At 46.2% G+C, this 23,959-nt stretch carries 22 protein-coding genes and 1 riboswitch; of the genes, 11 read left to right on the plus strand and 11 right to left on the minus strand.

Annotation, left to right across the window (positions count from 1 at the left end; genetic code table 11):
- Positions 1-48: 48 nt before the first annotated feature.
- Positions 49-690, minus strand: coding sequence for an orotate phosphoribosyltransferase (gene pyrE, locus AB4329_RS17035; protein WP_372138851.1), 642 nt, complete (start codon positions 688-690; stop codon positions 49-51).
- A 107-nt stretch (positions 691-797) separates the two neighbouring features.
- Positions 798-1,514 (minus strand): ribonuclease PH, encoded by a 717-nt coding sequence (gene rph, locus AB4329_RS17040; RefSeq protein WP_009847983.1) that lies wholly within the window; start codon positions 1,512-1,514, stop codon positions 798-800.
- A 248-nt stretch (positions 1,515-1,762) separates the two neighbouring features.
- On the opposite strand from rph, the gene AB4329_RS17045 reads away from it, so the two are divergent.
- The gene (locus AB4329_RS17045; protein WP_017059268.1) at positions 1,763-2,629 is read left to right on the plus strand and encodes a YicC/YloC family endoribonuclease; all 867 of its coding nucleotides are present in this window, start codon (positions 1,763-1,765) and stop codon (positions 2,627-2,629) included.
- A gap of 404 nt (positions 2,630-3,033) precedes the next feature.
- On the opposite strand, the gene AB4329_RS17050 is transcribed toward AB4329_RS17045, so the two are convergent.
- From AB4329_RS17050 to AB4329_RS17060, 3 genes are all read right to left on the minus strand, one after another.
- Positions 3,034-3,246, minus strand: a complete 213-nt coding sequence (locus AB4329_RS17050; RefSeq protein WP_004735656.1) for a cold-shock protein — start codon at positions 3,244-3,246, stop codon at positions 3,034-3,036.
- Between the two features lie 310 nt (positions 3,247-3,556).
- Positions 3,557-3,982, minus strand: coding sequence for a phosphate-starvation-inducible protein PsiE (locus AB4329_RS17055; protein WP_017062464.1), 426 nt, complete (start codon positions 3,980-3,982; stop codon positions 3,557-3,559).
- A gap of 221 nt (positions 3,983-4,203) precedes the next feature.
- A complete protein-coding gene (locus AB4329_RS17060; protein ID WP_372131247.1) occupies positions 4,204-5,574 on the minus strand; it encodes an NCS2 family permease in 1,371 nt (456 codons plus the stop codon).
- 58 nt (positions 5,575-5,632) lie between these two features.
- Positions 5,633-5,732, minus strand: a riboswitch (purine riboswitch).
- Positions 5,733-6,080: 348 nt separating this feature from the next.
- Here AB4329_RS17060 and gmk point away from each other — a divergent pair.
- The 4 genes from gmk (at position 6,081) to recG (ending at position 11,518) form a co-directional block, all read left to right on the plus strand.
- The gene (gmk, locus tag AB4329_RS17065; RefSeq protein ID WP_017062466.1) at positions 6,081-6,704 is read left to right on the plus strand and encodes a guanylate kinase; all 624 of its coding nucleotides are present in this window, start codon (positions 6,081-6,083) and stop codon (positions 6,702-6,704) included.
- Between the two features lie 119 nt (positions 6,705-6,823).
- The gene (rpoZ, locus tag AB4329_RS17070; protein ID WP_009848003.1) at positions 6,824-7,096 is read left to right on the plus strand and encodes a DNA-directed RNA polymerase subunit omega; all 273 of its coding nucleotides are present in this window, start codon (positions 6,824-6,826) and stop codon (positions 7,094-7,096) included.
- Positions 7,097-7,135: 39 nt separating this feature from the next.
- Complete coding sequence (gene spoT / locus AB4329_RS17075) at positions 7,136-9,262, plus strand: bifunctional GTP diphosphokinase/guanosine-3',5'-bis pyrophosphate 3'-pyrophosphohydrolase (RefSeq protein ID WP_017062467.1); 2,127 nt, start codon at positions 7,136-7,138, stop codon at positions 9,260-9,262.
- Between the two features lie 177 nt (positions 9,263-9,439).
- A complete protein-coding gene (gene recG / locus AB4329_RS17080) occupies positions 9,440-11,518 on the plus strand; it encodes an ATP-dependent DNA helicase RecG (RefSeq protein WP_372100129.1) in 2,079 nt (692 codons plus the stop codon).
- Positions 11,519-11,794: 276 nt separating this feature from the next.
- Here the strand turns inward: recG and envZ are convergent, their stop codons facing one another.
- Positions 11,795-13,090 carry a two-component system sensor histidine kinase EnvZ gene (envZ, locus tag AB4329_RS17085; protein WP_372090295.1) on the minus strand — a complete coding sequence of 432 codons (1,296 nt, stop codon included), beginning with the start codon at positions 13,088-13,090 and terminating at the stop codon, positions 11,795-11,797.
- 153 nt (positions 13,091-13,243) lie between these two features.
- Positions 13,244-13,963 carry a two-component system response regulator OmpR gene (ompR, locus tag AB4329_RS17090; protein WP_008218409.1) on the minus strand — a complete coding sequence of 240 codons (720 nt, stop codon included), beginning with the start codon at positions 13,961-13,963 and terminating at the stop codon, positions 13,244-13,246.
- Between the two features lie 178 nt (positions 13,964-14,141).
- Between ompR and greB the strand changes: the two genes are divergently transcribed.
- The gene (gene greB / locus AB4329_RS17095; RefSeq protein WP_372138853.1) at positions 14,142-14,624 is read left to right on the plus strand and encodes a transcription elongation factor GreB; all 483 of its coding nucleotides are present in this window, start codon (positions 14,142-14,144) and stop codon (positions 14,622-14,624) included.
- A 663-nt stretch (positions 14,625-15,287) separates the two neighbouring features.
- Positions 15,288-17,618 carry a Tex family protein gene (locus tag AB4329_RS17100; RefSeq protein WP_372138855.1) on the plus strand — a complete coding sequence of 777 codons (2,331 nt, stop codon included), beginning with the start codon at positions 15,288-15,290 and terminating at the stop codon, positions 17,616-17,618.
- A 126-nt stretch (positions 17,619-17,744) separates the two neighbouring features.
- Here AB4329_RS17100 and AB4329_RS17105 read toward each other — a convergent pair whose 3' ends face one another.
- On the minus strand, positions 17,745-18,218 hold the full coding sequence (locus AB4329_RS17105) for a hypothetical protein (protein ID WP_017066129.1): 474 nt from the start codon (positions 18,216-18,218) through the stop codon (positions 17,745-17,747).
- Between the two features lie 353 nt (positions 18,219-18,571).
- Positions 18,572-19,348 carry a pimeloyl-ACP methyl ester esterase BioH gene (bioH, locus tag AB4329_RS17110; RefSeq protein WP_017063077.1) on the minus strand — a complete coding sequence of 259 codons (777 nt, stop codon included), beginning with the start codon at positions 19,346-19,348 and terminating at the stop codon, positions 18,572-18,574.
- A 93-nt stretch (positions 19,349-19,441) separates the two neighbouring features.
- Between bioH and AB4329_RS17115 the strand changes: the two genes are divergently transcribed.
- From AB4329_RS17115 to cysQ, 4 genes are all read left to right on the plus strand, one after another.
- On the plus strand, positions 19,442-20,155 hold the full coding sequence (locus AB4329_RS17115; RefSeq protein WP_372138857.1) for a ComF family protein: 714 nt from the start codon (positions 19,442-19,444) through the stop codon (positions 20,153-20,155).
- A 109-nt stretch (positions 20,156-20,264) separates the two neighbouring features.
- Positions 20,265-20,849 carry a Fe-S biogenesis protein NfuA gene (gene nfuA / locus AB4329_RS17120; RefSeq protein WP_372138859.1) on the plus strand — a complete coding sequence of 195 codons (585 nt, stop codon included), beginning with the start codon at positions 20,265-20,267 and terminating at the stop codon, positions 20,847-20,849.
- Positions 20,850-21,138: 289 nt separating this feature from the next.
- Positions 21,139-21,690, plus strand: coding sequence for an ADP compounds hydrolase NudE (gene nudE / locus AB4329_RS17125; protein WP_372115498.1), 552 nt, complete (start codon positions 21,139-21,141; stop codon positions 21,688-21,690).
- A gap of 36 nt (positions 21,691-21,726) precedes the next feature.
- On the plus strand, positions 21,727-22,554 hold the full coding sequence (gene cysQ, locus AB4329_RS17130) for a 3'(2'),5'-bisphosphate nucleotidase CysQ (protein ID WP_017062477.1): 828 nt from the start codon (positions 21,727-21,729) through the stop codon (positions 22,552-22,554).
- A gap of 119 nt (positions 22,555-22,673) precedes the next feature.
- Here cysQ and AB4329_RS17135 read toward each other — a convergent pair whose 3' ends face one another.
- Both AB4329_RS17135 and AB4329_RS17140 read right to left on the minus strand, forming a co-directional pair.
- Positions 22,674-23,453, minus strand: a complete 780-nt coding sequence (locus tag AB4329_RS17135) for a type II secretion system protein N (RefSeq protein ID WP_017063075.1) — start codon at positions 23,451-23,453, stop codon at positions 22,674-22,676.
- Position 23,454: 1 nt separating this feature from the next.
- Complete coding sequence (locus AB4329_RS17140) at positions 23,455-23,943, minus strand: type II secretion system protein M (protein ID WP_171732293.1); 489 nt, start codon at positions 23,941-23,943, stop codon at positions 23,455-23,457.
- Between the last annotated feature and the right edge of the window lie 16 nt (positions 23,944-23,959).

Genomic DNA, 23,959 nt, shown 5'->3' on the forward strand with positions numbered 1-23,959 from the left:
ATGAATCATCAGCCCCTTGTGCATTCTATAGTCTAATTACGAGTAGTATTAGATGCCGTATTGAGCGCGGTATGCTTTTACTGACTCTAGGTGTGCTGCGTCTGTGCCTTTCTCTTCAAGGAAAGTCACCAAGTCAGTCAGGCTAACGATTGAGATAATCGCACAACCGAAGTCACGCTCAACTTCTTGAATCGCAGACAGTTCGCCTTTGCCCTTCTCTTGACGGTCGATAGCAACAAGCACGCCCGCTAAATCAGCGCCATTTGCTTGGATGATTTCCATCGACTCACGAATCGCAGTACCTGCAGTGATCACGTCGTCCACTAACATGATGCGACCTTCAAGCGCGCTACCGACAAGGTTGCCACCTTCACCGTGGTTTTTCGCTTCTTTGCGGTTGAAGCAGTAGGGCGTGTCTACATCGTGGTGATCCGCTAGTGCAACCGCTGTCGTCGTTGCAATTGGGATACCTTTGTATGCAGGACCAAATAGTACATCAAACTCAATGCCAGAATCAGCCAATGCTGCTGCGTAGAAGCGACCTATGCGCGCTAGGTCACGACCTGTATTAAACAATCCAGCATTGAAGAAGTAAGGGCTCTTGCGGCCAGACTTTAAAGTAAACTCACCAAACTTAAGTACTTCTTTCTCTAGTGCAAATTCAATAAATTCACGTTGATATGCTTTCATGCTCATCCTCTATGTTTACTCAATAAAACTTAACTTACGCCCTGTACCACCCTTTCAGGTTTTACAGACAAAAAAATAGCCCCCAAATTGGGAGCTATTAAAAATGACTAGTCGGCCAACGCAGCTTTCTGCGCTTCGACGATATCGGCAATGCCCTTATTAGCCAGGGCTAAAAGCTGCATCAGCTCTTCGTGGCTGAACGGTTCGCCTTCTGCTGTGCCTTGAATCTCAATCATCTTACCGTCTTCCGTCATTACAACGTTCATGTCGGTATCGGCTGCTGAGTCTTCAACGTACTCAAGGTCACACAGTGCTTGTGCACCAACGATGCCCACTGAAACTGCCGCTACGTGGCCTTTCATTGGGTTCTTTTTCAGTTTGCCGCTTGCTAGTAGGCTGTTGATAGCATCAGCCATTGCAACGCTTGCACCTGAGATAGAAGCAGTACGAGTACCGCCGTCTGCTTGGATAACATCACAATCGACAGTGATCATAATTTCACCCATTACTTTCAGGTCAACAACAGCACGTAGGCTACGAGCGATCAGACGTTGGATTTCCATCGTACGACCACCTTGCTTGCCGCTCGCCGCTTCACGACGGTTACGAGTGTGCGTTGCACGTGGCAGCATGCCGTATTCAGCCGTTACCCAACCCTTTCCTTGGCCTTTTAACCAACGCGGTACGTTTTCTTCTACCGTCGCATTACATAGAACTTTAGTGTTGCCGAACTCAACTAATACAGAACCTTCAGCATAAGCTGTGTAGTTACGAGTAATTTTAATTGGACGAATTTGATCTACAGCGCGGTCATTTGGACGCATTGGTATCTACCTTATTAACAGTCTGAAGTGATTTACTATCGAAAGAGTGCATCACCTAAGAAAGGGGTGAGACAGTTTTGATTGGGGCAAGATTATATAGCAGTTTATCGTGCAAATCTATTTACCGTTCAAAGCTATTTATCACGAAAGGCTATTTACAGTGAAAAGCGACAGGCTTCGAGAGCACACCATATCGTGATACTATGCGTGCGCGTTATTTTCAGAATGATAAAAGACAGGAAAATTCGATGATTTATAGTATGACCGCGTACGCACGCAAAGAAGTAAAAGGCGATTGGGGCAGCGCAGTATGGGAAATCCGTAGTGTAAACCAACGCTACCTAGAAACTTACTTCCGTATGCCTGAACAGTTCCGTGGTTTAGAGCCAATCTTGCGTGAGCGTTTCCGTAAGCGTCTTGCACGCGGTAAGGTTGAATGTAACCTACGCTTTGAAGCAAACCCTGCTGCAAAGGGCGAACTAAGCATTAACGAAGGTTTGGCTCAGCAAGTAATCAATGCTGCGAACCAAGTAATGACGATGACAGGTGAAGACAGCCGTTTGAACCCATTCCAAGTCATGAATTGGCCTGGTGTGATGGAAACGCCAGAGCAAGACATGGATGCCATCAACAAAGACCTACTTGAAGCATTCAACGATGCTATCGCAGAGTTCATTGATGCTCGTGCTCGTGAAGGTGAGAACATGAAGGCGCTAATCGTACAGCGCTTAGATGCAATCACTGAAGAAGTAGTGAAAGTTCGTGCACGCATGCCTGAGATCCTAGAGTGGCAACGTGAGCGTCTTCTTACCAAATTTGAAGATGCGAAAATCGAACTTGAAGGTTCTCGTGTTGAGCAAGAGCTTATCCTACTTGCGCAGAAGTCAGACGTAGCAGAAGAGCTAGACCGTCTAGATTCTCACGTGAAAGAAGCAAATGCAGTACTGAAGAAAGGTGGCGCTTGTGGCCGTAAGCTAGACTTCATGATGCAAGAGTTCAACCGTGAGTCAAACACGCTAGCGTCTAAGTCTATCAGCACAGACATCACAGCATCAGGCGTAGAGCTTAAGGTTCTTATCGAACAGATGCGTGAGCAAATTCAGAATATTGAATAACAGTTTGTCAGTAACACGCTGAATAGCCATTAACTGAATCAGTGTTGATTAACTAACAGTGTTGATTAGATCAAGATAAGCTCCTAGTTTTAGGGGCTTTTTTTGTGGATACAATAATGCCAATCACCGTAAGTAAATGAGCAAAAATCGGAGATCAGAGAGTTGAACCGGAAAAGTAACTTAGAACGAAGTATAGATTGTGGATTGCGATAAGGGGGTAACGAAGTAGTGGGTATAACGAAATAATGGGATAACGAGAGTAAAAAGGTATTAAGGGTATTTCAGAGGGAAATAAAAATTTCTAAACAGGAGATAATAAGTTAAAGCAGAAGAGGTATAGAAAGTGAAGATTAAGCTGGGAAAGTGGCGCAAGTTGCTATTGCAACTTGCGCCGACTTAAAATCTTATAGAGCTACAACGTTTGCAGCTTGAAGACCTTTTTGGCCTTGCTCTACTTCGAAAGACACTTGTTGGCCTTCTTTAAGAGTCTTGAAACCTTCAGAAGCGATTGCACGGAAGTGTACGAATACGTCAGCGCCGCCGTTGTCTTGAGTTAGGAAACCGAAACCTTTCTCTTCGTTAAACCATTTTACTACGCCGTTTGTTTTGTTAGACATGATGTGTCCCTTATATAAAAATAAAAAATTAATCGCCAAAAGTGCGATGCGCTGAAAGCTTGAATTATTTAATGTATCTATGAAGCCAAGGGAAACACTGAGAATAACAATGAAGCAATACTAAGGGTTTTACTTTACAACTGATGTTTCATTTAATAACTCTGAAAACAGAGCGAGGCCATTCTTGGTGATCTGGGTCGGGTTGTAAAGCTTTATTTGAAAATAATTGATGTTTTTTTGTTCGGTTGGCTTGAATTCAAGCCCAGCTAGGTCGCCGGGCTTGATTTGTAAGACTTTGATCTCAAAAAATTTACTCGTCCGGCTGCTTAGTTCTGAGATCGACATATGGCCAGTAATGGTGACCGACTCGAATCAACAGAGTTGCTGCTGCTAAGATAAATGCCGCTAAAGATAACCAAACGATCAATACCGCATCGAGTTCTTTCATGCCCAAAGTGATGTAACGAGCAATCGCCATCATCGCGATATAGATTGGGTATCGCACTGGGATCTTACCGTTCATCACAAACTGCTGAACCATCGCCAACACTTCTAAATAGATAAACATCAGCAGAATGTCGGTCAATTGCACTCGGCGTTCAGCGAAGACATGCATGAACTCTTCGACCATCGCAAACAAGGTCGCGAGCGTGATCGCCACCAGCAATACCGCTTCCATAATGTGGAATACTTTTAAAAACGGCTTACTAAAAGATTTAGGTAAGTGAGAAGGCATAGTCACTCTTCAAAAAATAATTAATCCAGTCTCTACAATAGCATGCATCAATATAAGTCGCGTACTGTCAAAGCACCGACTTTAGGCTAACGCCATCAACTCATCGGTAACCAACATTAAGAAGCAACGGTAAAAAGCAACAAATACAAAAATGGCCCCGCATTCACTGCAGAGCCATCTGTTTGTCTTTTACTTAGCGACTTCTTAGTGACTAATTAGCCTTAAAGCAGAATCAGGTAAGTTAAGAACACCACACACAGTCCGTAGATAAGCGGGTGTACTTCTTTGCGCTTACCTGCCACAACCATTGTGAATGCGTAGCTGATGAAGCCCATCGCCATACCGTTCGCTGGAGAGAAGCTTAGCACTGTGAACATGATGGTAAAGAAGGCTGCAATGCGTGACTCTTTCTTTTCCCAGTTGATCTGACCAAGACGACCTACCATGTAGATGCCGACTACTACCATCGCCGGTGCAACCATTGCAGCCGAGAAGATAGAGAAGATTGGGTATAGGAATAGCGAGATTAGGAACAGACCAGCCACCATGACTGCTGCCAAGCCCGTTTTCGCACCTTGAGAAGAAGCGATGCCAGACTCAGAGAATGCGGTAATTGATGTGGTACCAAGAATAGAGCCAATCACAGTACCGCCCGCATCTGCTACTAGAGCCGATTTCGCGTTTGGCACCTTACCGTCTTTATCGATGATGCCCGCATCACGGCCAACGCCGACAATGGTGCTCAAGCCATCAAAGAAATCGACAATCAAGAATATAAGTACGATGAACAGTAGGTCGAACATTTTCTCTGGCGTGAAAGCAGAGAAATCAAAGATAGCGCCGAAGCTGCCAGCCATGCTTGGTGGCATAGCAATCAACTGCTCTGGGATTGGTGCGTTTGAAGTGCCCATGAAGACGTCAGCAAGAATCGTCAACACGATAGCAGAAACGAATGAGATGAACGTTGCTAGCTTGATGTCACGAACCATACAACCCAGTGCGATGAAGATGCTCACGTAAGCGATGATCACTTTTGGATCAGAAATGTCGCCTAAGCCTACCAATACGAATGGGTTAGAAACGATGATGCCCGCATTCTTAAGACCTAAGAAAGCAATGAACAGTCCGAGAGACACGGTAATCGCCAACTTCAAATCTTCAGGAATCGATTCAATCATCGATTTACGAATATTGGTCAATGAGAACGCAAGGTACAAAATACCAGATAGGAAGATACCGAACAGCGCTTCATTCCAAAGCACGGCAACAGATCCACTTAACAGCAGACCTTTGAAAAAGCCGTTCATACTCATGCCCGGCGCTAGCATTACAGGATAGTTGCCCCAAATGCCCATAATTAGGGTTGCGATTGCCGCAGACAGAGCCGTTGCAGTAAACACGGCACCTTTGTCCATGCCTGGAATATCACCCAAAATTGCTGGGTTAACCGCCAGAATGTAACTCATCGCCAAGAAAGTAATGAAACCCGCATACAGCTCAGTGCCAATCGTGGTTTTTCTTTCAGTGATTTTAAACATCGAATCAAGCGAGCCAGAGGTGTTCTGGGCTTTCAGGGTGGAATCGGTACTCACAACAAAACCTATGCAATAAATTAAGAATTTGGTGATTCAAATGCTGTGAGAATAGAGAGGTCTCTACACTAAAAACTGTAGTCACCAAGGTAGGCTCGGTAGTAGAAACATCTAGTCCATATCACTAGATATATACAGCATTTAATCGTTTGCGCGGATTGTAAGGATTGAGATTAAAACTTCAACAAATTTTGTCCAGATCACATAAAAAAGTACCGATGACGAGTCATTACATTTATACAAAGATCTTTGAGAAGATCATTTGCTGATAAATAACGATCAAGCCAGTTGTTCTCAATCATCTAAATATGCTACTCTTCGCCTCCATTTTTCTGACCTAATTTTCACCAGTTGCTTCTATTAGTTTTACTCGTTATCTCTTTATAGACGTAACCAACGGCACAATTAGTAGATGCGCCATCGGAACAAAAATTAGAGTCAGTGCTATCTTTTAAAGTGTAGGTTTATTGCCTTCACTCAATCCAACCAACAGTGGAAATATACAGATGGGCAAAGGTACTCTTTACATCGTATCTGCACCTAGTGGCGCAGGTAAGTCGAGCTTGATCTCAGCAATGCTAGAAACCAATCCAACCTACGCAATGAAGGTATCTGTTTCACACACCACTCGCGGTATGCGCCCTGGTGAAGAAAATGGTGTTCACTACCACTTCGTAGAGAAGCATCATTTTGAAGACCTTATTACTAAAGGTGAATTCCTAGAGTACGCTGAAGTGTTCGGCAACTACTACGGTACTTCACGCGTTTGGATTGAAGAAAACCTAAACCGCGGTATCGATGTATTCCTAGATATCGACTGGCAAGGTGCTCGTCAGATCCGTGAACAAATGCCTCAAGCGAAGAGTGTATTCATTCTTCCACCATCAAATGGTGAACTAGAGCGTCGTTTGAATGTTCGCGGTCAAGACAGCGACGAAGTTATTGCGAAACGCATGAGCGAAGCAAAATCAGAGATTTCTCACTATGCAGAATATGATTATGTGATCGTGAATGACGACTTTGATGCAGCCCTAATGGACTTCAGAGCTATCATTCGTGCGGAGCGCTTAAAAGAAGATAAGCAAGCAGCGAAATACAGCGGCATGCTTACTGCTTTATTAGCGGAATAATCTAGATCCCCTAGATTTTCTATTGAGATAAGTATACGGTGATCTAGAAAGTATCTAGTTAAACTTGTATACTTTCTCGTCATCAAAAATTTATTAGTTAATTACTATTTGGAGTCCTCATGGCACGCGTAACTGTTCAAGACGCTGTTGAAAAAGTTGGCAACCGTTTCGACCTAGTTCTTATTGCGGCTCGCCGCGCACGTCAAATGCAAACTGGCGGTAAAGATTCACTAGTGCCTGAAGAAAACGATAAGCCAACGGTTATCGCTCTTCGCGAAATCGAAGAAGGTCTTATCACTAAAGACGTACTAGATGCTCGTGAACGTCAAGAGCAACAAGAGCAAGAAGCGGCTGAACTTGCAGCAGTAAGCAGCATCGCTCACACTCGTTAAGAACGTCATTCGAACTAATTAACCTTCCGGGCCTTTAATTTGTATCTATTCGATAGCCTCAAAGACGTTGCCCAAGAATACCTAACAGAGCCTCAAATTGAGGCTCTGCGTCAATCTTATGTGGTAGCGAGAGACGCCCATGAAGGGCAAACCCGCTCAAGCGGTGAACCATACATTATCCACCCTGTAGCTGTTTCAAGAATCCTGGCAGAAATGCGTCTGGATATCGAAACCCTGCAAGCTGCTCTGCTTCATGATGTCATCGAAGACTGTGATGTCACTAAAGAAGATCTAGAGGAAAAATTTGGCAATACCGTTGCTGAATTGGTTGATGGTGTATCTAAGCTGGATAAGCTTAAATTTCGTGATCGCAAAGAAGCGCAAGCAGAGAACTTCCGCAAGATGGTTCTCGCCATGGTGCAAGACATCCGCGTTATCTTGATCAAATTAGCTGACCGTACTCACAACATGCGCACGCTTGGGGCACTTCGTCCTGACAAAAAGCGTCGTATTGCTCGTGAAACCCTAGAGATTTATTCTCCACTAGCTCACCGTCTTGGTATTCATAACATCAAGACCGAACTAGAAGAGCTAGGCTTTGAAGCCCTCTATCCTAACCGTTATCGCGTACTTAAAAACGTAGTGAAAGCTGCGCGTGGTAACCGTAAGGAAATGATCCAACGTATCCATAGCGAAATTGAAGGCCGCCTTGAAGAGGTCGGTTTGCCTGCTCGCGTACTTGGTCGTGAAAAAAACCTGTTCTCCATCTACAACAAGATGAAAACTAAAGAGCAGCGCTTCCACACCATTATGGACATCTACGCTTTCCGCGTCGTGGTTGATACCCCAGATACTTGTTATCGCGTACTTGGTCAGGCTCACAGCCTGTACAAGCCTCGCCCTGGCCGCATGAAAGATTACATTGCGGTACCAAAAGCCAACGGCTACCAATCTCTGCACACGTCAATGATCGGCCCTCACGGGGTGCCAGTTGAGGTTCAGATCCGTACTGAAGATATGGATCAAATGGCAGACAAAGGTGTCGCAGCGCACTGGTCTTACAAAGGCAACGGCTCACGCAGCAGTAATGGCACAACCGCACAGGTTAAAGCACAACGTTGGATGCAGAGCTTACTTGAGCTGCAACAAAGCGCGGGTAACTCATTCGAATTCATTGAAAACGTTAAGTCTGATCTGTTCCCAGATGAGATCTTCGTGTTCACGCCGAAGGGTCGCATTGTCGAGCTTCCGGCAGGCGCAACAGCGGTCGATTTTGCTTACGCGGTGCATACCGATGTCGGCAACATGTGTGTAGGTGCTCGTGTAGACATGAACCCTTACCCACTCAGCAAATCGCTGAAGAACGGTCAAACTATTGAGATCATCAGTGCTCCGGGCGCACGTCCGAATGCAGCATGGCTCAACTACGTGGTGACATCACGTGCACGTACTAAGATCCGTCAGGTTCTGAAAACGATGCGTCGTGAAGAGTCGATCACGCTAGGCCGTCGTCTACTGAATCATGCACTTGGCGAACACTCTATTGGCGATATCGGCCAAGAGAATATCGACCACGTATTGTCTGATCTTCGCCTAGACAATGTTGAAGACTTACTGGCATCGATTGGTCTTGGTGAGCTGATGAGTATCGTTATTGCTCGTCGTCTACTGGGTGATGCTGACGAACTGACTGAAGTGGAAAACAACAGCGACACACCAAGGAAGAAATTGGCTATCCGTGGTGCTGAAGGTCTACTACTGACGTTCGCTAACTGTTGTCACCCAATTCCAGATGATCACATCATTGCCCATGTATCGCCAGGTCGTGGCCTTGTGGTTCACCGTGAAACGTGTCCAAACGTTCGTGGTTACCAGAAAGAACCAGACAAATACATGGCGGTTGAATGGTCTGACGATTACGACCAAGAGTTCACTGCTGAACTTCAGGTTGATCTGCAGAATCACCAAGGTGCACTGGCTGAGTTAACTAACGTTATCTCGAAAACAGGCTCGAACATTCACGGTATTTCAACTGAAGAACGTGATGGACGCCTGTACACAGTGACTATCTTGCTGACCACCAAAGATCGTGTTCATCTTGCAAGTATTATGAAAAAGCTACGTGTGATGCCACACGCGCTGAAAGTAAGACGTCGTAAGAACTAACGTTTAAACTTGATAATAGTTTTGCCAAGAATTTAAATCCCCTTAATGCTTTATCGCTTAAGGGGATTTTTATAACCGTAATCCTAGTATTTACCGCGCTCCCTCCCATTCCTGCCTGTACAAAAATCCAGTAAAATGCTTGAATAGATCATCTCTCTTACGTTTATGAGCCTTGTTATGTCACAGCTTTTATCTGCTATCCCTCTCAACTCTTTATCTGGAGTCGGCGCAAAAGTCGCAGAGAAACTGGAGAAGGTTGGGCTTAACAACGTACAAGATTTACTGTTTCACCTGCCTTTGCGCTACGAAGATCGAACGCGTATCTATCCAATCGTAAAACTGCATGCTGGTTTATGGGCAGCAGTGCAAGGCAAGGTAATGCACGTCGATACCATTTTCGGTAAACGTAAGATGCTCGCAGTAAAGATCAGTGATGGTAATGGCACTATTACACTGCGTTTTTTCAACTTCACTGCAGGCATGAAGAATAACTTTGCCGAAGGCAAACAAGTGCATGCTTATGGTGAGATCAAGCGCGGCAATATGGGGCTTGAGATTGTCCATCCGGATTACAAATTCTTTGCTCCTAGGCAACAACCAGACGTTGAAGCCAACCTGACTCCGGTGTACCCAACCACCGAAGGGCTAAGACAAGTCACGCTGCGTAATCTTACCGATCAAGCCTTAGAGCTAATCGACAAGGCCGCAGTTAACGAGCTTCTCCCATCAGGTTTATACGACCACCAAATTACCCTCGCACAAGCACTGCATACCATTCACAGGCCGCCCCCGGGCATTGACCTAGAGCTGTTTGATGAAGGCAAGCACCCTGCGCAACTGCGCCTAATTATGGAAGAGTTACTGGCTCAAAACCTGTCTATGTTGTCTGTTCGTAGCAAAGGGCAGCAAGACAAGGCAATGCCTTTTCCTCCAGTAAACACCCTTAAAGATAAGCTACTGGCTCAGCTGCCGTTTTCACCAACCAATGCCCAAGCACGAGTGACCAAAGAGATCGAAGCTGACTTGGAAAAGCCGCATCCTATGATGCGTTTAGTGCAGGGTGATGTGGGCTCTGGTAAAACCTTAGTCGCTGCACTGGCGGCGGTTCGCGCATTGGAACACGGTCAACAAGTAGCACTTATGGCACCCACTGAACTACTCGCAGAACAACACGCGATTAACTTTGCCAACTGGTTTGAGGCAATGGGTATTCAAGTTGGATGGCTAGCAGGTAAGCTCAAAGGCAAAGCTCGTGAAACTGAACTAACACGTATTGCCAGTGGCGAAGCGCAAATGGTGGTCGGTACTCATGCCCTGTTCCAAGAGCATGTCGAGTTCAAAAACCTTGGTTTAGTGATCATTGATGAGCAACACCGATTTGGTGTCCACCAGCGATTAGAGCTACGTGAGAAAGGCGCAAAGCAAGGCTACTACCCACATCAGTTGGTGATGACGGCAACGCCGATTCCGCGAACGCTCGCCATGACCGCCTATGCCGATCTCGCAACCTCAATCATTGATGAGCTACCACCGGGACGAACACCGATTCAAACCGTAGCGATCCCTGATACTAAACGTGATGATATTGTCGAACGGGTGCGTAATGCGTGTCTCAATGAAGGCAAACAAGCCTACTGGGTATGTACGCTAATTGATGAATCCGAAGTATTAGAAGCGCAAGCCGCGGCCGACACTGCAGAAGAGCTGCAACGCAAACTACCAGATGTAAAAATTGGCTTGGTGCACGGCCGAATGAAACCCGCCGAGAAACAGGCGGTGATGAGAGAGTTCAAAGAGAACAAGCTGCATCTATTGGTTGCGACAACCGTGATTGAAGTGGGCGTGGATGTTCCGAATTCGAGCTTAATGATCATCGAGAACCCAGAACGTCTTGGCCTAGCGCAACTGCACCAACTGCGTGGCCGTGTCGGCCGAGGTTCGGTCGCAAGTCATTGTGTATTGTTGTATCACTCTCCGCTGTCTAAAACCGCTCAGAAACGCCTAGGTGTGCTACGTGAAAGTAACGATGGCTTTGTGATTGCACAGCGCGACTTAGAAATCCGTGGCCCCGGTGAATTGCTCGGTACCAAACAAACTGGCTTGGCTGATTTCAAGATCGCCGATCTAATTCGTGACCAACGTTTGATACCTGAAGTGCAGCGTATTGCGCGTCATATTCACGATAGCTACCCAGACAATGCTAAGGCGATCATCAACCGTTGGTTGGGTGAACGCGATGTTTACTCTAAGGCGTAGTTAACACTAAGGCATAGTTAACACTGAGACCGTATTCAAACGTAAAAAAGGCTTCCTCAAGGAAGCCTTTTTAGTGTGCGTTACTTTCATCAAGCAAGAGCGAGATTCCCTATTCGCTCGTTCCTCACGATAGGGAATGACGATCAAAGTAAGCTTTCATCATCAAAGTCCATGGTTAGCAATTCGTCATCCTCGGAGAGGGAAGAATGACCGAGTCGGGGATCTCTTAACCGTTCCCCGAACCGAACTTATCGTCATCAAACGGACCGATGATAACTAGGGCTTAACCGGGAAACTGACCTGCGCTTTTAAGCCACCTTCACTGCGGTTATTGACCACAACAGCACCTTGATGCTGGCTAACGATACGTTTCACAATTGCTAAGCCCAAGCCCGTTCCTTCGCTACCACGAGCCGTGTCACCACGCGTGAAAGGTTCAAACAGCTTTCCGATCTGGTCTTGTGGAATACCCGGCCCGTTATCTTCTACCGTCACCCAAGCAAGCTTGTTATCCGCCGTCATACCAGTTGATACCTTGACCCAACCATTACCGTAACGCAGCGCATTCACCACCAAGTTGCTCACAGCACGCTTCATCGCGATCGGATTACCTAGCGCTGGCTTCATCGATTCTGGAATATCGGTTTCAATCTGAACCTCGTAGCCACCCTCAGAGCTCGATACCTCACGAGCAATATCATCGACAAACACCGCTTGGAATGAATCTCGGTCGACAGGCTTTAGGTAATCCATGAACTGGCTGATGATTTCATTACACTCTTCGGTATCACTGATAATCCCCTCAGCTAAGTAGGCATCCTCTGGTGACATCATCTCAGTCGCTAAGCGAATACGCGTTAACGGAGTACGTAAATCATGGCTGATACCCGCCATCAACAAGGCGCGGTCTTCTTCTAGCTCTTGGATGCCTTTCGACATCTGGTTAAAGGCTCGAGTTACCGAGCGAATCTCTTGTGCGCCTTGAACTGGCAATGGCGGTGGAATATCACCTCGCCCGACACCTTGCGCCGCTTTCTCTAGCGCTATCAACGGACGGTTTTGCAATCGGATAAACAGCCAACCACCTGCGACAATCAACAGCGCCATGATCAGACTGTTACGAAACAGTGGTGCAAAATCCTCTTCTTGCAGCTCTGATAACGGAATACGAATTAAAGAGTTGGGTAACTGCGCAATGTCCATCCAAAGCACATAGCTCTCTTTACCCAAGATCAGCCGCACTTCAGTTTCAGAACCCAGCTCCTTGGTCATCTCCTCACTCATCAGGTCGATTGCGACCGCATGGTAATACTCACCCGCCGCTTCGCTGTCCTTGGCGTGAACGGTTACCCCGAGCTGTTCAAGCACACGCTGACGCAATGGCGCATCGATCTCGATATCACTGCCTTGGTCCAATACCAGGTTTAGCTCGTGAGCCAAAATCTTATTAAACTGCTGCAAACTTGGCATCAACGCATAGTTAAACACCGCGTAATAAGAAAAAATTTGGCTAGCGACCAATAGCGTTAAGAAAAGCACTATCGACTGAGTAAAGGAGCTACGTATACGCATGGGGTACCCGAGATGTAGAAAGATAAAGAAAGTGTTATATGACTATAACTCTAAACCATTGTGCTGAATAGAAAACGGGCCATCGCATATTAATGAGATGACCCGTAAGATTCACAGAATCGATAAAGCTGCTGTAGAGCTTATTAAGCTGAATTACACAGCTTTGCCATCTGGAACGAATACATAACCCAAGCCCCACACCGTTTGGATGTAGCGAGGTTTGCTTGGATCTTCTTCAACTAGACGACGCAGACGTGAAATCTGAACATCGATAGAACGTTCCATTGCTGAATACTCACGGCCACGAGCCATGTTCATCAGCTTATCGCGAGACATTGGCTCACGAGCATTCGTTACCAAGGACTTAAGAACCGCAAATTCACCCGAAGTAAGCGGCATTGGCTCTTCACCGCGGAACATTTCGCGAGTACCTAAGTTCAAGCGGAACTCACCAAACTCAACCACAGACTCTTCTGTGCTTGGTGCACCCGGCGCTTCAATGACTTGGCGACGCAGTACCGCTTTAATACGAGCAAGCAGTTCACGTGGGTTAAATGGTTTTGGCAGGTAATCATCAGCACCCACTTCCAAGCCCACAATGCGATCCACTTCATCACCCTTTGCAGTAAGCATCAGGATTGGTAGCGAGTTGTTTGCGTTTCGTAGACGACGACAGATCGATAGACCATCTTCGCCCGGCAACATTAAATCCAATACCATCAAGTGAAAATTTTCACGGGTTAACAGGCGGTCCATCTGCTCACTGTTTGCCACGCTACGCACTTGAAAGCCCTGCTCTGACAGATAGCGCTCTAACAGTGCACGTAAACGAGCATCGTCATCGACCACTAAAATTTTGTAGTTTTCTTGCATGTAATGGTTCCACCTATTAAAACTCAAACCTAAGGTTAAGCATTCTTGGTAAATTGTATATTGGTATAAGACATTAAAAATGTAACATTATTGGAGAAAAAGTCGCCTAAATAATTGTTAACGTATGTTGCCTTTCTATATATTCTATCTTAGATCATCATTTCATTAAGTCAGATTTATGAAAACCAAACTTATTACTCGAGAAGGTTATAACAAGCTCAAAGCAGAACATGACCACTTATGGCACGAGAAACGCCCTGAAATTACTAAGATAATCACTTGGGCGGCAAGCCTTGGAGATCGCTCAGAAAACGCAGATTACACCTTCAATAAGCGTCTACTTCGTCAGATCGATCGCCGAGTGCGTTTTTTAAGAAAGTTCCTACCTGATGTCACGATCGTTGATTACTCGCCACAACAAGAAGGTAAGGTCTTTTTCGGTGCTTGGGTCGAAATTGAGAATGATGATGGGGAAATTAAGAAGTTTCGAATTGTCGGCCCAGAAGAGATCTACGGCGATGCTAAAGGCTATATCTCTATCGACTCACCAATGGCTAGAGCTCTGCTCAAGAAAGAAGTAGATGACGAGTTTACGGTAAAAACACCGGAAGGCGACAAAGAGTGGTTCATTAACTCGATTCGCTACGCAGACAACGAATAACCAAACTTAATAAACACTTAGCGATAAACTGAGTGTTCAGCAAACCCAAACTCCAGATAAAAGAAAACCCCGCAAGGCTTTCGCCTAGCGGGGTTAAGTCTCTATCGCAGCAATCCGGCTACTGTTTATCTCTTCGAGATAAGGTGCTCCCTGCATCTTTCCTTGATAGTGGCTAAATCCTTTAACCAATTTCCTTTTTGTTCATCGCCATCCTAGCGGTGTCCATTCTAGCCTGTCATCCTGACTGGCGAATCTCATCCAGAGATTATCACTTCCTTGCTGACCACTCATCCTAAGTAATCAAATCTTCATCCTGAAGATACCTAGTCCATTAGGCTTTTTCCTGTTCCTGCCAACTCCCTGTCGACAAGTTAAATATTACGGCAAATGGCCGTGTTTCCTAGATAGTCTTAAAAAACATTTCAGGTGAGAAATACGCCCACAAACACACAATCAAATAAAATCAGCAACTTAGTGTAACATCAAGACGATTTCATCGGTCTAAAGCGACTTAGTCTCACATCACTTGTAAGAGATCTCGCACAAAGCGGATATCACAAACGGAAATTCGACTTCTGACACGATAATTACACAGCCAAAGCTAGAAAAAGCGTACGCTCACCCCCATGTATTTGTCATGATATTAAATAAGAGATTCATCGGATGAGCCAAGCTATCTGTCGACTGATTGCTGAAGAACTGAATGTTCGTTCAGAGCAAGTCATCGCCGCAGTCAACCTAATTGACGACGGTAACACCGTTCCCTTTATTGCCCGCTACCGTAAAGAAGTCACGGGTGGCTTAGACGATACCCAGCTACGTAACCTTGATAGTCGCCTTTCTTACCTTCGCGAACTTGACGATCGTCGCCAAACGATTCTTAAGTCGATTCAAGACCAAGGAAAACTCACGCCAGAACTCGAGCGTGATATAACTCAGGCTGACAGCAAGACTCGCCTAGAAGATTTATACCTGCCATACAAACCAAAGCGCCGTACTAAAGGCCAGATCGCGATTGAAGCGGGCTTAGAACCACTTGCCGACACACTGTGGAATGAACCACAGCACGATCCAGAAACGGAAGCGGCGAACTTCATCAGCAACGATAAAGGCATTGCCGATACCAAAGCTGCTCTCGATGGTGCTCGTGCGATCATCATGGAACGCATTGCGGAAGACGCAAACCTACTAGAAAAGATTCGCCAACACCTAACACGCAACTCAGAGCTAGTCGCTCGTGTAGTGACAGGTAAAGAGCAAGAAGGCGAGAAGTTCAAAGACTACTTCGAGCACAACGAAACACTCAGCAAAGTGCCGTCTCACCGTGCACTTGCGATGCTGCGTGGCCGCAATGAAGGCTTCCTAACACTGGCGATGAATGCCGATCCTGAGCAAGAAGAAGGTGTACGTGGTTCATACTGTGAGAACATCATCTCTGATCACTACGGTATTACCCTGAGCAGCGCACCTGCGGATGCTTGGCGTAAGCAAGTGATTAGCTGGGCATGGCGCATCAAGGTTTCTATGCACATGGAAACTGAATTGATGGGCGCAATGAAAGAGCGTGCAGAGATCGAAGCGATTGAAGTATTCGCAACCAACCTAAAAGACCTACTCATGGCAGCGCCTGCTGGCCCTCGTGCAACTTTAGGCTTGGACCCGGGTTTACGTACAGGTTCGAAAATCGCTGTCGTGGATTCAACCGGTAAGGTTCTGGCAACAGAAACTATTTACCCTCACCCACCTCAAAAGCAATACGACAAATCGGCACACGTGGTTGAGCAGATGGTTCGTCAATTCAATGTTGATTTGATTGCGATTGGTAACGGTACGGCTTCACGCGAAACCGACAGCTTTGTGGCTGACGTAATTAAACGCGGCAACCTAAAAGCGCAAAAGATCATTGTTAGCGAAGCGGGCGCATCGGTTTATTCCGCGTCTGAGTTAGCTGCAAAAGAATTCCCGAACATGGATGTATCAATTCGTGGTGCGGTGTCTATTGCTCGTCGTCTGCAAGATCCACTGGCAGAGCTAGTGAAGATTGACCCTAAATCGATCGGTGTGGGCCAATACCAACACGATGTGAGCCAAACTATGCTCGCTAAGCGCCTAGATGCGATTGTCGAAGACTGTGTAAACGCGGTTGGTGTTGATGTGAATACCGCTTCGGCTGCGCTACTGACTCGTGTTGCTGGCCTGTCTAGCACCATCGCTCAGAACATCGTGGACTTCCGTGATGAAAATGGTCGTTTTGAAGCACGTACTACACTGAAAAAAGTCGCACGCTTGGGGCCAAAAGCCTTTGAACAGTGTGCCGGCTTCCTACGTATTATGGATGGTAAGAACCCACTGGATGCATCATCGGTTCACCCAGAAGCTTACCCAGTAGTGAAAAGCATCGCTGAGAAAAACCAGAAAGACATTAAGTCTCTGGTAGGTAACACAGACTTCCTACGTGGTTTGCACGCGGTTGATTACACCAATGAAAACTTTGGTGTTCCAACGGTCACCGACATCATCAAGGAGCTGGATAAGCCGGGACGCGACCCTCGCCCTGAGTTCAAGACTGCAACCTTCGCCGATGGCGTAAACAGTGTTTCAGATCTAGAACCGGGCATGATTTTAGAAGGTGTGGTATCGAACGTGGCTAACTTTGGTGCCTTCGTTGATATTGGTGTTCACCAAGATGGCTTAGTGCATATTTCAGCGCTCACCGATCGCTTTGTCTCTGACCCACGTGAAGTGGTTAAAGCGGGCGACATCGTGAAAGTGAAGGTGATGGAAGTGGATGTTCAGCGTAAACGTATTGCACTAAGCATGCGTATGAAGGACGAGCCGGGACAAGACAACCGTGCTCAACGTTCAAGTGCACCTCGCACACAAACCCGCTCGAATCAAAACTCGCAAGGTGGCCAACGCCGTCGTGAAGAGCCGCAACAAAACGCTGCAATGGGTGGAGCATTCGCTGCCGCTTTTGCTAAAGCGAAAAAGTAATCCATTAGCTCATCTAAAAAGCTGATGTGCTTAAAACAGAAAACCTGCATCCCTTAGGGTATGCAGGTTTTTTTATTATGTGTTCAAAAAAGACATCGAAGCTTGGTTGACTCGTAAACTTTTGATTTATAAGACCACCAACATCTCTGACGGAGCATGAGGCGCAACAGCATGACCATAATGATACTTTATGACCTTACGTCGTTTCTCCATCTGTCCTTCCTGAATCGCCGCATCTAAAACATGCTTTGGCAGGCGGAAACGCATGGTATAACCTTTGCCTTGATCTGCACTGTATGTTTTCAGTGCCAATAAGCTGAACAGCCGATCAAAAGGGTCTTGTGGCTCTTCTTGGCTAACCGAATTGGCCTCTGACTCGTTCTCCATTTCATAACCTGGATGGTCTGAAGGATCCCAAGCCGACTGCTGCCTTCGTTTATCGTCTGATTTTACCTTACGCTCTGCATTGGTTCTCGCCAATGCTACTGCGGGAGCAATAGGTTCTCGGACTCTATTATCACGCGCAACTTGCTCTGTTTGCACATTAACGGACGGGGCGATTAGTGGCACACTCACTGCAGTTGCAGGTGACACAATCATCGCGAACTCTCCTCAAGAATCGCCCATCAATATTGCCATAACACTGTTGTACCGAGAACGCACAACAGGTATAGCCCAACTTAGCGCAATCAGCTCTGGAGAGAGTTAGGTCTGAGTATCATGCAACACGTTGGTGTTATACCAATCGTAGTAAATAACTGATCATCCTAGCTTGTTAAAATGCTCGATAACGGCGTTAGATTTTTTGATTGTAGAATAACTACTTATCGAAACTACTTGTCAAAAAAAAGCTGCCTTGTTCTCAAGCCTTTTACCTACGCTATTTTTGAACACTTACTTACTGTGATTGGTATTAGCTTATATATCGACCAAGCCGGATATATATTTAGCAATTATTTTTGTGCGAAGCTGACAAGCTCACTGCAAAAGGCATCCGCTTCGGTCATAAACGGTGCATGCGAAGACTGGGTAAATATGTATTGCTCGGTATGAGGCAAGGCTGTGCCTAAGTCTTTCGCAACCTTGATTGGCACCAATCCATCTAATCGACCATACAAGCGTAGCATTGGTACTGAAATCTCAGGCAGTTGTTCACGCAGATCGACATCCGACAGCATCTTTAATCCTGCCAATAATGAGTCAGGGTTCGGCAACGGGCGAGACAGCACCGCTTGCTTGAGTTGTTTTACATCTTGCCTTGCTGAAGGGCTGCCCATGGCTTGCAATGCCATAAAGCGTTCGATGGTGGTTTGGAAATCTTCAACCAGTTGCTCGGTGAATGCGCTTAATACGTTGGGCTGAATGCCTCGCCATAACACGGGCTCTTTTGCAGCGGCGAATTTGGGAGAACTGGCGACAGTCACCAGCTTGCTCACGTAATCTGAGTGATGGAGAGCCATGTGCGTTGCGACCAAGCCTCCAAGTGACCAACCCACCCAAATCGCTTGCTTTGGTGCTTCGGCCAAAAGCTGCTGAGCAATCTCTTCAAGATCTTGAGCGTGGCAGTGCGCGCTGTGTCCATACCCTGGTAAATCGACAACATGCACTCGAAAATCAGCTTGTAATGCATTAACGGTTTGTTGCCATACCGCACCGTTCATTCCCCAGCCGTGAACCAGTACTAAATCAGGCCCTTGCCCAGAAACATGCCAATATAACGCGTCACTCATTCTCAATATTCCCTACTTTTTCCATCAGCGATAATCCGCGCTTTTCAGTATGGTGAGCAAAAGGAACACCATAACCCAAAAGCATCACGAGCTATGTTATCCGATTGGCTACAAAAACACACACCACGTCTGGTCACACCTCAATGCCACCTGTGCAAACTTGATAAAGTGCCCAGTGATACACATCCTCGATGGTGCAATTCTTGTCTCAAACTCTTTCAGCCAGTACCACGCTGCCAACGATGTGGTTTAAAAACACTGCTCACAGTAGAGCAGTGCGGACAGTGCTTATCTCAACCTCCACCTTGGCATCGCCTCTTCTGTGTCGGCGATTACACCTTCCCTACAGCAGGTTACATTCAGCAAATGAAGTACGCTGATAAGTTTTGGTTTGCACGTGATCTATCTAAGCTATTGGCATCACGTATCGAATATCCTGCTCCGCTGATCACCAGCGTGCCGCTGCATTGGCGTCGATATACTCATCGCGGCTTTAATCAAAGTAAGCTGCTAGCCGACTACACGGCTCAAGAGCTTGGCGTTGAAAGTGATGTGCTCTTTCGTCGAATTCGCTCAACGGCTTCCCAGCAGGGGCTGACTAAATCCGCACGATTACACAATCTAAAGAGCGCTTTTGCGCTGCGAAAACAAGACGTTCAAGGAACTATCCCCTCTCACGTCGCGATAATTGATGATGTTGTAACCACCGGCAGTACTGTGTATCAATTATGCCAATTACTACTTGAAGTGGACGTTAAAAGGATTGATATTTACTGCATCTGCCGCACTCCTGAGCCCTCTGGATAAAAGCTGTGAATCACTACTTGTACAGCAATCCAACAAAAAAGGGCTGAATTACAAATCTGACAGGAGTAGAATGGCGCTAATAACCTACAAATCTACTCAGGTATTCGTCGTGTCAAATATTACTATTACAGAAACAGCTCAAACTCATTTTGCCAATCTGCTGTCACAGCAGCCTGAAGGTACAAACATTCGTGTGTTCGTGGTAAACCCGGGTACACAAAACGCAGAGTGTGGTGTTTCTTACTGCCCAACAGATGCTATCGAAGCGTCTGACACAGAGCTTAAATTCGAAGCTTTCTCTGCATACGTAGATGAGCTAAGCCTACCGTTCCTAGATGAAGCTGAAATTGACTTCGTTACTGACAAAATGGGCTCTCAGCTAACGCTTAAAGCACCAAACGCTAAGATGCGTAAAGTCGCAGACGATGCACCACTTGTAGAACGTGTTGAATACGCAATTCAAACACAAGTTAACCCACAACTTGCTGGTCACGGCGGTCACGTTAGCTTGGTAGAAATCACTGAAGACGGCGCAGCTATTGTAGCATTCGGTGGTGGTTGTAACGGTTGTTCTATGGTTGATGTAACGCTAAAAGAAGGCATCGAGAAAGAACTTCTTCAACAGTTTGAAGGTGAACTGACTGCTGTTCGTGATGCAACTGAGCACGATCGTGGTGAGCACTCTTACTACTAATCACTGATTTAGTGTTAGTTGTTATTTGAAAGGTTGATGCGCAAGCATCAACCTTTTTTGTTATGTGGATAAGCAAGTTAGGACTATCGTGTTCTCTCTATACTCTCTTGCTATACAACCATATTTTCACCTCGTTACCATCTTGAGTAAGGTATTCAAGTGATCGTAATCGATTCCTGCTTCAATAATTTTCGGATATGAAAACTCGGATCTAGGAACTCAAGGTCATTTCCCCTATATTAGAATGACTTTATAAGAAAGAATTCCAATGAGCTAAGGAGCGAGCGCAATGACGAAAAGGACCAAGCCAGAGATTTTGGCTAAGCAAACTGTCGCTCAATCAAGACTATTCTCTATCGAGTCTCTCGACTTACGCTTTTCAAACGGCGAAGAGCGCACTTACGAACGCATGAAGCCCAGCGGGCGCAACGCAGTGATGATGGTTCCTATTACTGAGCAAGGCGATATTCTATTAGTACGTGAATATGCAGCGGGAACTGAACGCTACGAACTTGGCTTTCCAAAAGGGCTGATTGATCCAGGTGAGCAGCCAAACGAAGCCGCCGTTCGCGAACTCAAAGAAGAGATAGGCTTCGGTGCCAACAAGCTTACTCCGCTGAAGGAAGTGATCCTTGCACCCTCTTACTTCTCTAGCAAAATGACGCTGTTTATTGCAGAAGACCTCTACCCAGAAAAGCTAGAAGGTGATGAGCCAGAGCCTCTCGATATTGTGCGCTGGCCACTTGCTCAAGCCGAAGAACTGTTAACACATCTCGATTTCTGTGAGGCTCGGAGTATTACAGCCCTGCTTTTAAGCCTTCGTGTATTACACAATAACTAGAACATTCAGGCTCGCTCTAAGAGTAAGAGAACATTTATGCCAATAACAAAAGATTTGTCTCACCTCCTACCCTCTGTCATTGAGATTGCTCGCTCTGCTGGTCAACTCATCTTAGAGATCTACGAGAAAAAGGATTACGAAGAGTTCATTAAGAGTGATGACACTCCAGTAACCAGTGCCGATCTTGCAGCACATAAGCTGATATTAAAAAAACTCAGTGAATTGACGCCTGATATTCCCGTATTATCCGAAGAAGACGCCGACATCAGCCTAGAGCAACGCTCTCAATGGGATCGCTACTGGTTAGTTGACCCACTGGACGGCACCCAGGAGTTCATCGCACGAAGTGGTGATTTCGCGACAATTATCGCCCTAATCGAGCATAACAAGCCAGTGATGGGCGTGGTATACGCACCCGTTTCAGGTGTGAGCTATTACGCTTACAGTGGCAAAGGCGCTTGGAAGATCCCAGACCTTAATGACAGCGTGAAAATCAAAACGCATCGTCACGAGCTGCCAAACCAGTCAATCGCCATGGCGATCAGCCGTCGCCAGGACATCAATCGCATCACTAGCCGTATGAGCTCAGCATGGAATTATGATTTGGTTCCTCTAGGCTCAGCAGCGCTTAAGGCCTGTTTAGTCGCAGAAGGCGCTGTGGATTGTTATCTGCGCCTTGGACCAACCGGAGAGTGGGATACCGCCGCAACGCAGTGCATTGTTGAAGAAGCTGGCGGACGTATCTTAAGTACTCAACTAGAACCGCTTTCGTACAATGAAAGAGAAACGCTAGAAAACCCGAACTTCATTGTACTCGGTGATGCAGATTTACCGTGGGTAGAAATTTTGCAAGGCAAAGACTAGGCGAGTTTGCTCCCTTTAACTGTCAGATATCCTCTAGATTCTCAGAACAAACAAAACGGGCACCTCAGTGAGGTGCCCGTTTTTTATATCTCGTAATTTAGTGACCCTTAGCCGTTTAGCTAAAAACGACCTTGATAAGTAAACTGGTACTTACCTTGGCTATCAGGATTACCCAACCATTTAAGCTGATTTTGCATCGTTGGCGGGAATTCAACACCCGGTTTAAACCACGCTGCAGATGTGTAGCGCTGGTTAGATGTTAGACTCGCTGAGAACTCACTGTCTACTTGAGTGCTCTTCTGAACGCCTTTGGCTGCAATTGTACTGTCTTCACAGGTTATGTCCGCAATCACAGGACCAAGGTCTAACGAACCAACAGGTGAATCGACTGCAGCACCAGACCAAGCCACAGTACCTTCACCAGACTGACACCAAGGTTGAGCATGAACCGCATGCTTGATCGTCAGCTCAACCTTTCCACCAATTGAAACCGGGACTGGAATGGCTGGGGCGTATTTCATCACGTTCATAGCAGGCATTGAGGCCACTAAGTTCTCTGCATACGCGCCACTCATGCTGTACCCGACACGCCCTTTACCTGACAAGTTCATGTCGCTGTTACGACCAAAACGAACCGCCAGTTCTGCTTTGGCTTGAAATAGCTTAGAAAACTGGAAGTCCCACTGCACTGAACCGTAATTAACACGCTGCCAGGCGATATTATTGGCGCTGCCCTGCCAAACCGTTCCTTCAACACCTTCAATATTCAAGCCACGCACAGCCGGTGCATGTTTGAGTACAAAAGAGGCCGGTAGATGCAGCAACAGACTAACCGAGAAAAAGACAATAAAGATGCCGCCAAAAAGTAAACCTAACTTCAAAGATAAACCGCGTTTCACATTAACCTCGTTTAAACTGTAGTCGGTTGACCTCAATAACCCCTGGGTTATCGGAGCGATCAATGTCCATAAACTCAACTTCGACACCCTGCTTCTCTTTCAAGTATGTCAGCCAATCTAAGAACTGATTAAAAGGCACAGGTTTCACCCAGACTTGCAGCATCTCGCCACGCGGCTGAACTCGAATTAATTCAATCTTGAAACGACGCATAGAAGCTGGCACAGATTGGTTTAAAGGTTGGCTAGCAACAATCCCACCACTGCCTCGCAGCTCCACCACTTCGTTGGCTTTATTGGTTACCCAAGTCAGCAGTTGCTTCTCACTTTGAATACGGGTCTGCGCAAGTTCAGCTCGCTGACTGAGTGGCTGGATTAGCCCCCAATAAACGACACCGACCACCAATAAAATTGAGCAACCAATCACTAATCGTTGCTCTCTTTGACTTATTGAAGTCCACCACGCTTGGAGTGGCTCAATCATATTTCTCATCACTGATCTCCTTACG

Origin of the sequence: Vibrio sp. 10N.261.54.A5 (genome assembly GCF_041471145.1) — a bacterium.
Taxonomy (GTDB): Bacteria; Pseudomonadota; Gammaproteobacteria; order Enterobacterales; family Vibrionaceae; genus Vibrio; species Vibrio crassostreae_C.

Excerpts from the sequence above, each read along its gene's own strand:
- pyrE (WP_372138851.1), bottom strand. The coding sequence starts at position 690 with ATGAAAGCATATCAACGTGAATTTATTGAATTTGCACTAGAGAAAGAA.
- rph (WP_009847983.1), bottom strand. The coding sequence starts at position 1,514 with ATGCGTCCAAATGACCGCGCTGTAGATCAAATTCGTCCAATTAAAATT.
- AB4329_RS17045 (WP_017059268.1), top strand. The coding sequence starts at position 1,763 with ATGATTTATAGTATGACCGCGTACGCACGCAAAGAAGTAAAAGGCGAT.
- AB4329_RS17050 (WP_004735656.1), bottom strand. The coding sequence starts at position 3,246 with ATGTCTAACAAAACAAACGGCGTAGTAAAATGGTTTAACGAAGAGAAA.
- AB4329_RS17055 (WP_017062464.1), bottom strand. The coding sequence starts at position 3,982 with ATGCCTTCTCACTTACCTAAATCTTTTAGTAAGCCGTTTTTAAAAGTA.
- gmk (WP_017062466.1), top strand. The coding sequence starts at position 6,081 with ATGGGCAAAGGTACTCTTTACATCGTATCTGCACCTAGTGGCGCAGGT.
- rpoZ (WP_009848003.1), top strand. The coding sequence starts at position 6,824 with ATGGCACGCGTAACTGTTCAAGACGCTGTTGAAAAAGTTGGCAACCGT.
- recG (WP_372100129.1), top strand. The coding sequence starts at position 9,440 with ATGTCACAGCTTTTATCTGCTATCCCTCTCAACTCTTTATCTGGAGTC.
- envZ (WP_372090295.1), bottom strand. The coding sequence starts at position 13,090 with ATGCGTATACGTAGCTCCTTTACTCAGTCGATAGTGCTTTTCTTAACG.
- ompR (WP_008218409.1), bottom strand. The coding sequence starts at position 13,963 with ATGCAAGAAAACTACAAAATTTTAGTGGTCGATGACGATGCTCGTTTA.
- greB (WP_372138853.1), top strand. The coding sequence starts at position 14,142 with ATGAAAACCAAACTTATTACTCGAGAAGGTTATAACAAGCTCAAAGCA.
- AB4329_RS17100 (WP_372138855.1), top strand. The coding sequence starts at position 15,288 with ATGAGCCAAGCTATCTGTCGACTGATTGCTGAAGAACTGAATGTTCGT.
- AB4329_RS17105 (WP_017066129.1), bottom strand. The coding sequence starts at position 18,218 with ATGATTGTGTCACCTGCAACTGCAGTGAGTGTGCCACTAATCGCCCCG.
- bioH (WP_017063077.1), bottom strand. The coding sequence starts at position 19,348 with ATGAGTGACGCGTTATATTGGCATGTTTCTGGGCAAGGGCCTGATTTA.
- AB4329_RS17115 (WP_372138857.1), top strand. The coding sequence starts at position 19,442 with ATGTTATCCGATTGGCTACAAAAACACACACCACGTCTGGTCACACCT.
- nudE (WP_372115498.1), top strand. The coding sequence starts at position 21,139 with ATGACGAAAAGGACCAAGCCAGAGATTTTGGCTAAGCAAACTGTCGCT.
- cysQ (WP_017062477.1), top strand. The coding sequence starts at position 21,727 with ATGCCAATAACAAAAGATTTGTCTCACCTCCTACCCTCTGTCATTGAG.
- AB4329_RS17140 (WP_171732293.1), bottom strand. The coding sequence starts at position 23,943 with ATGAGAAATATGATTGAGCCACTCCAAGCGTGGTGGACTTCAATAAGT.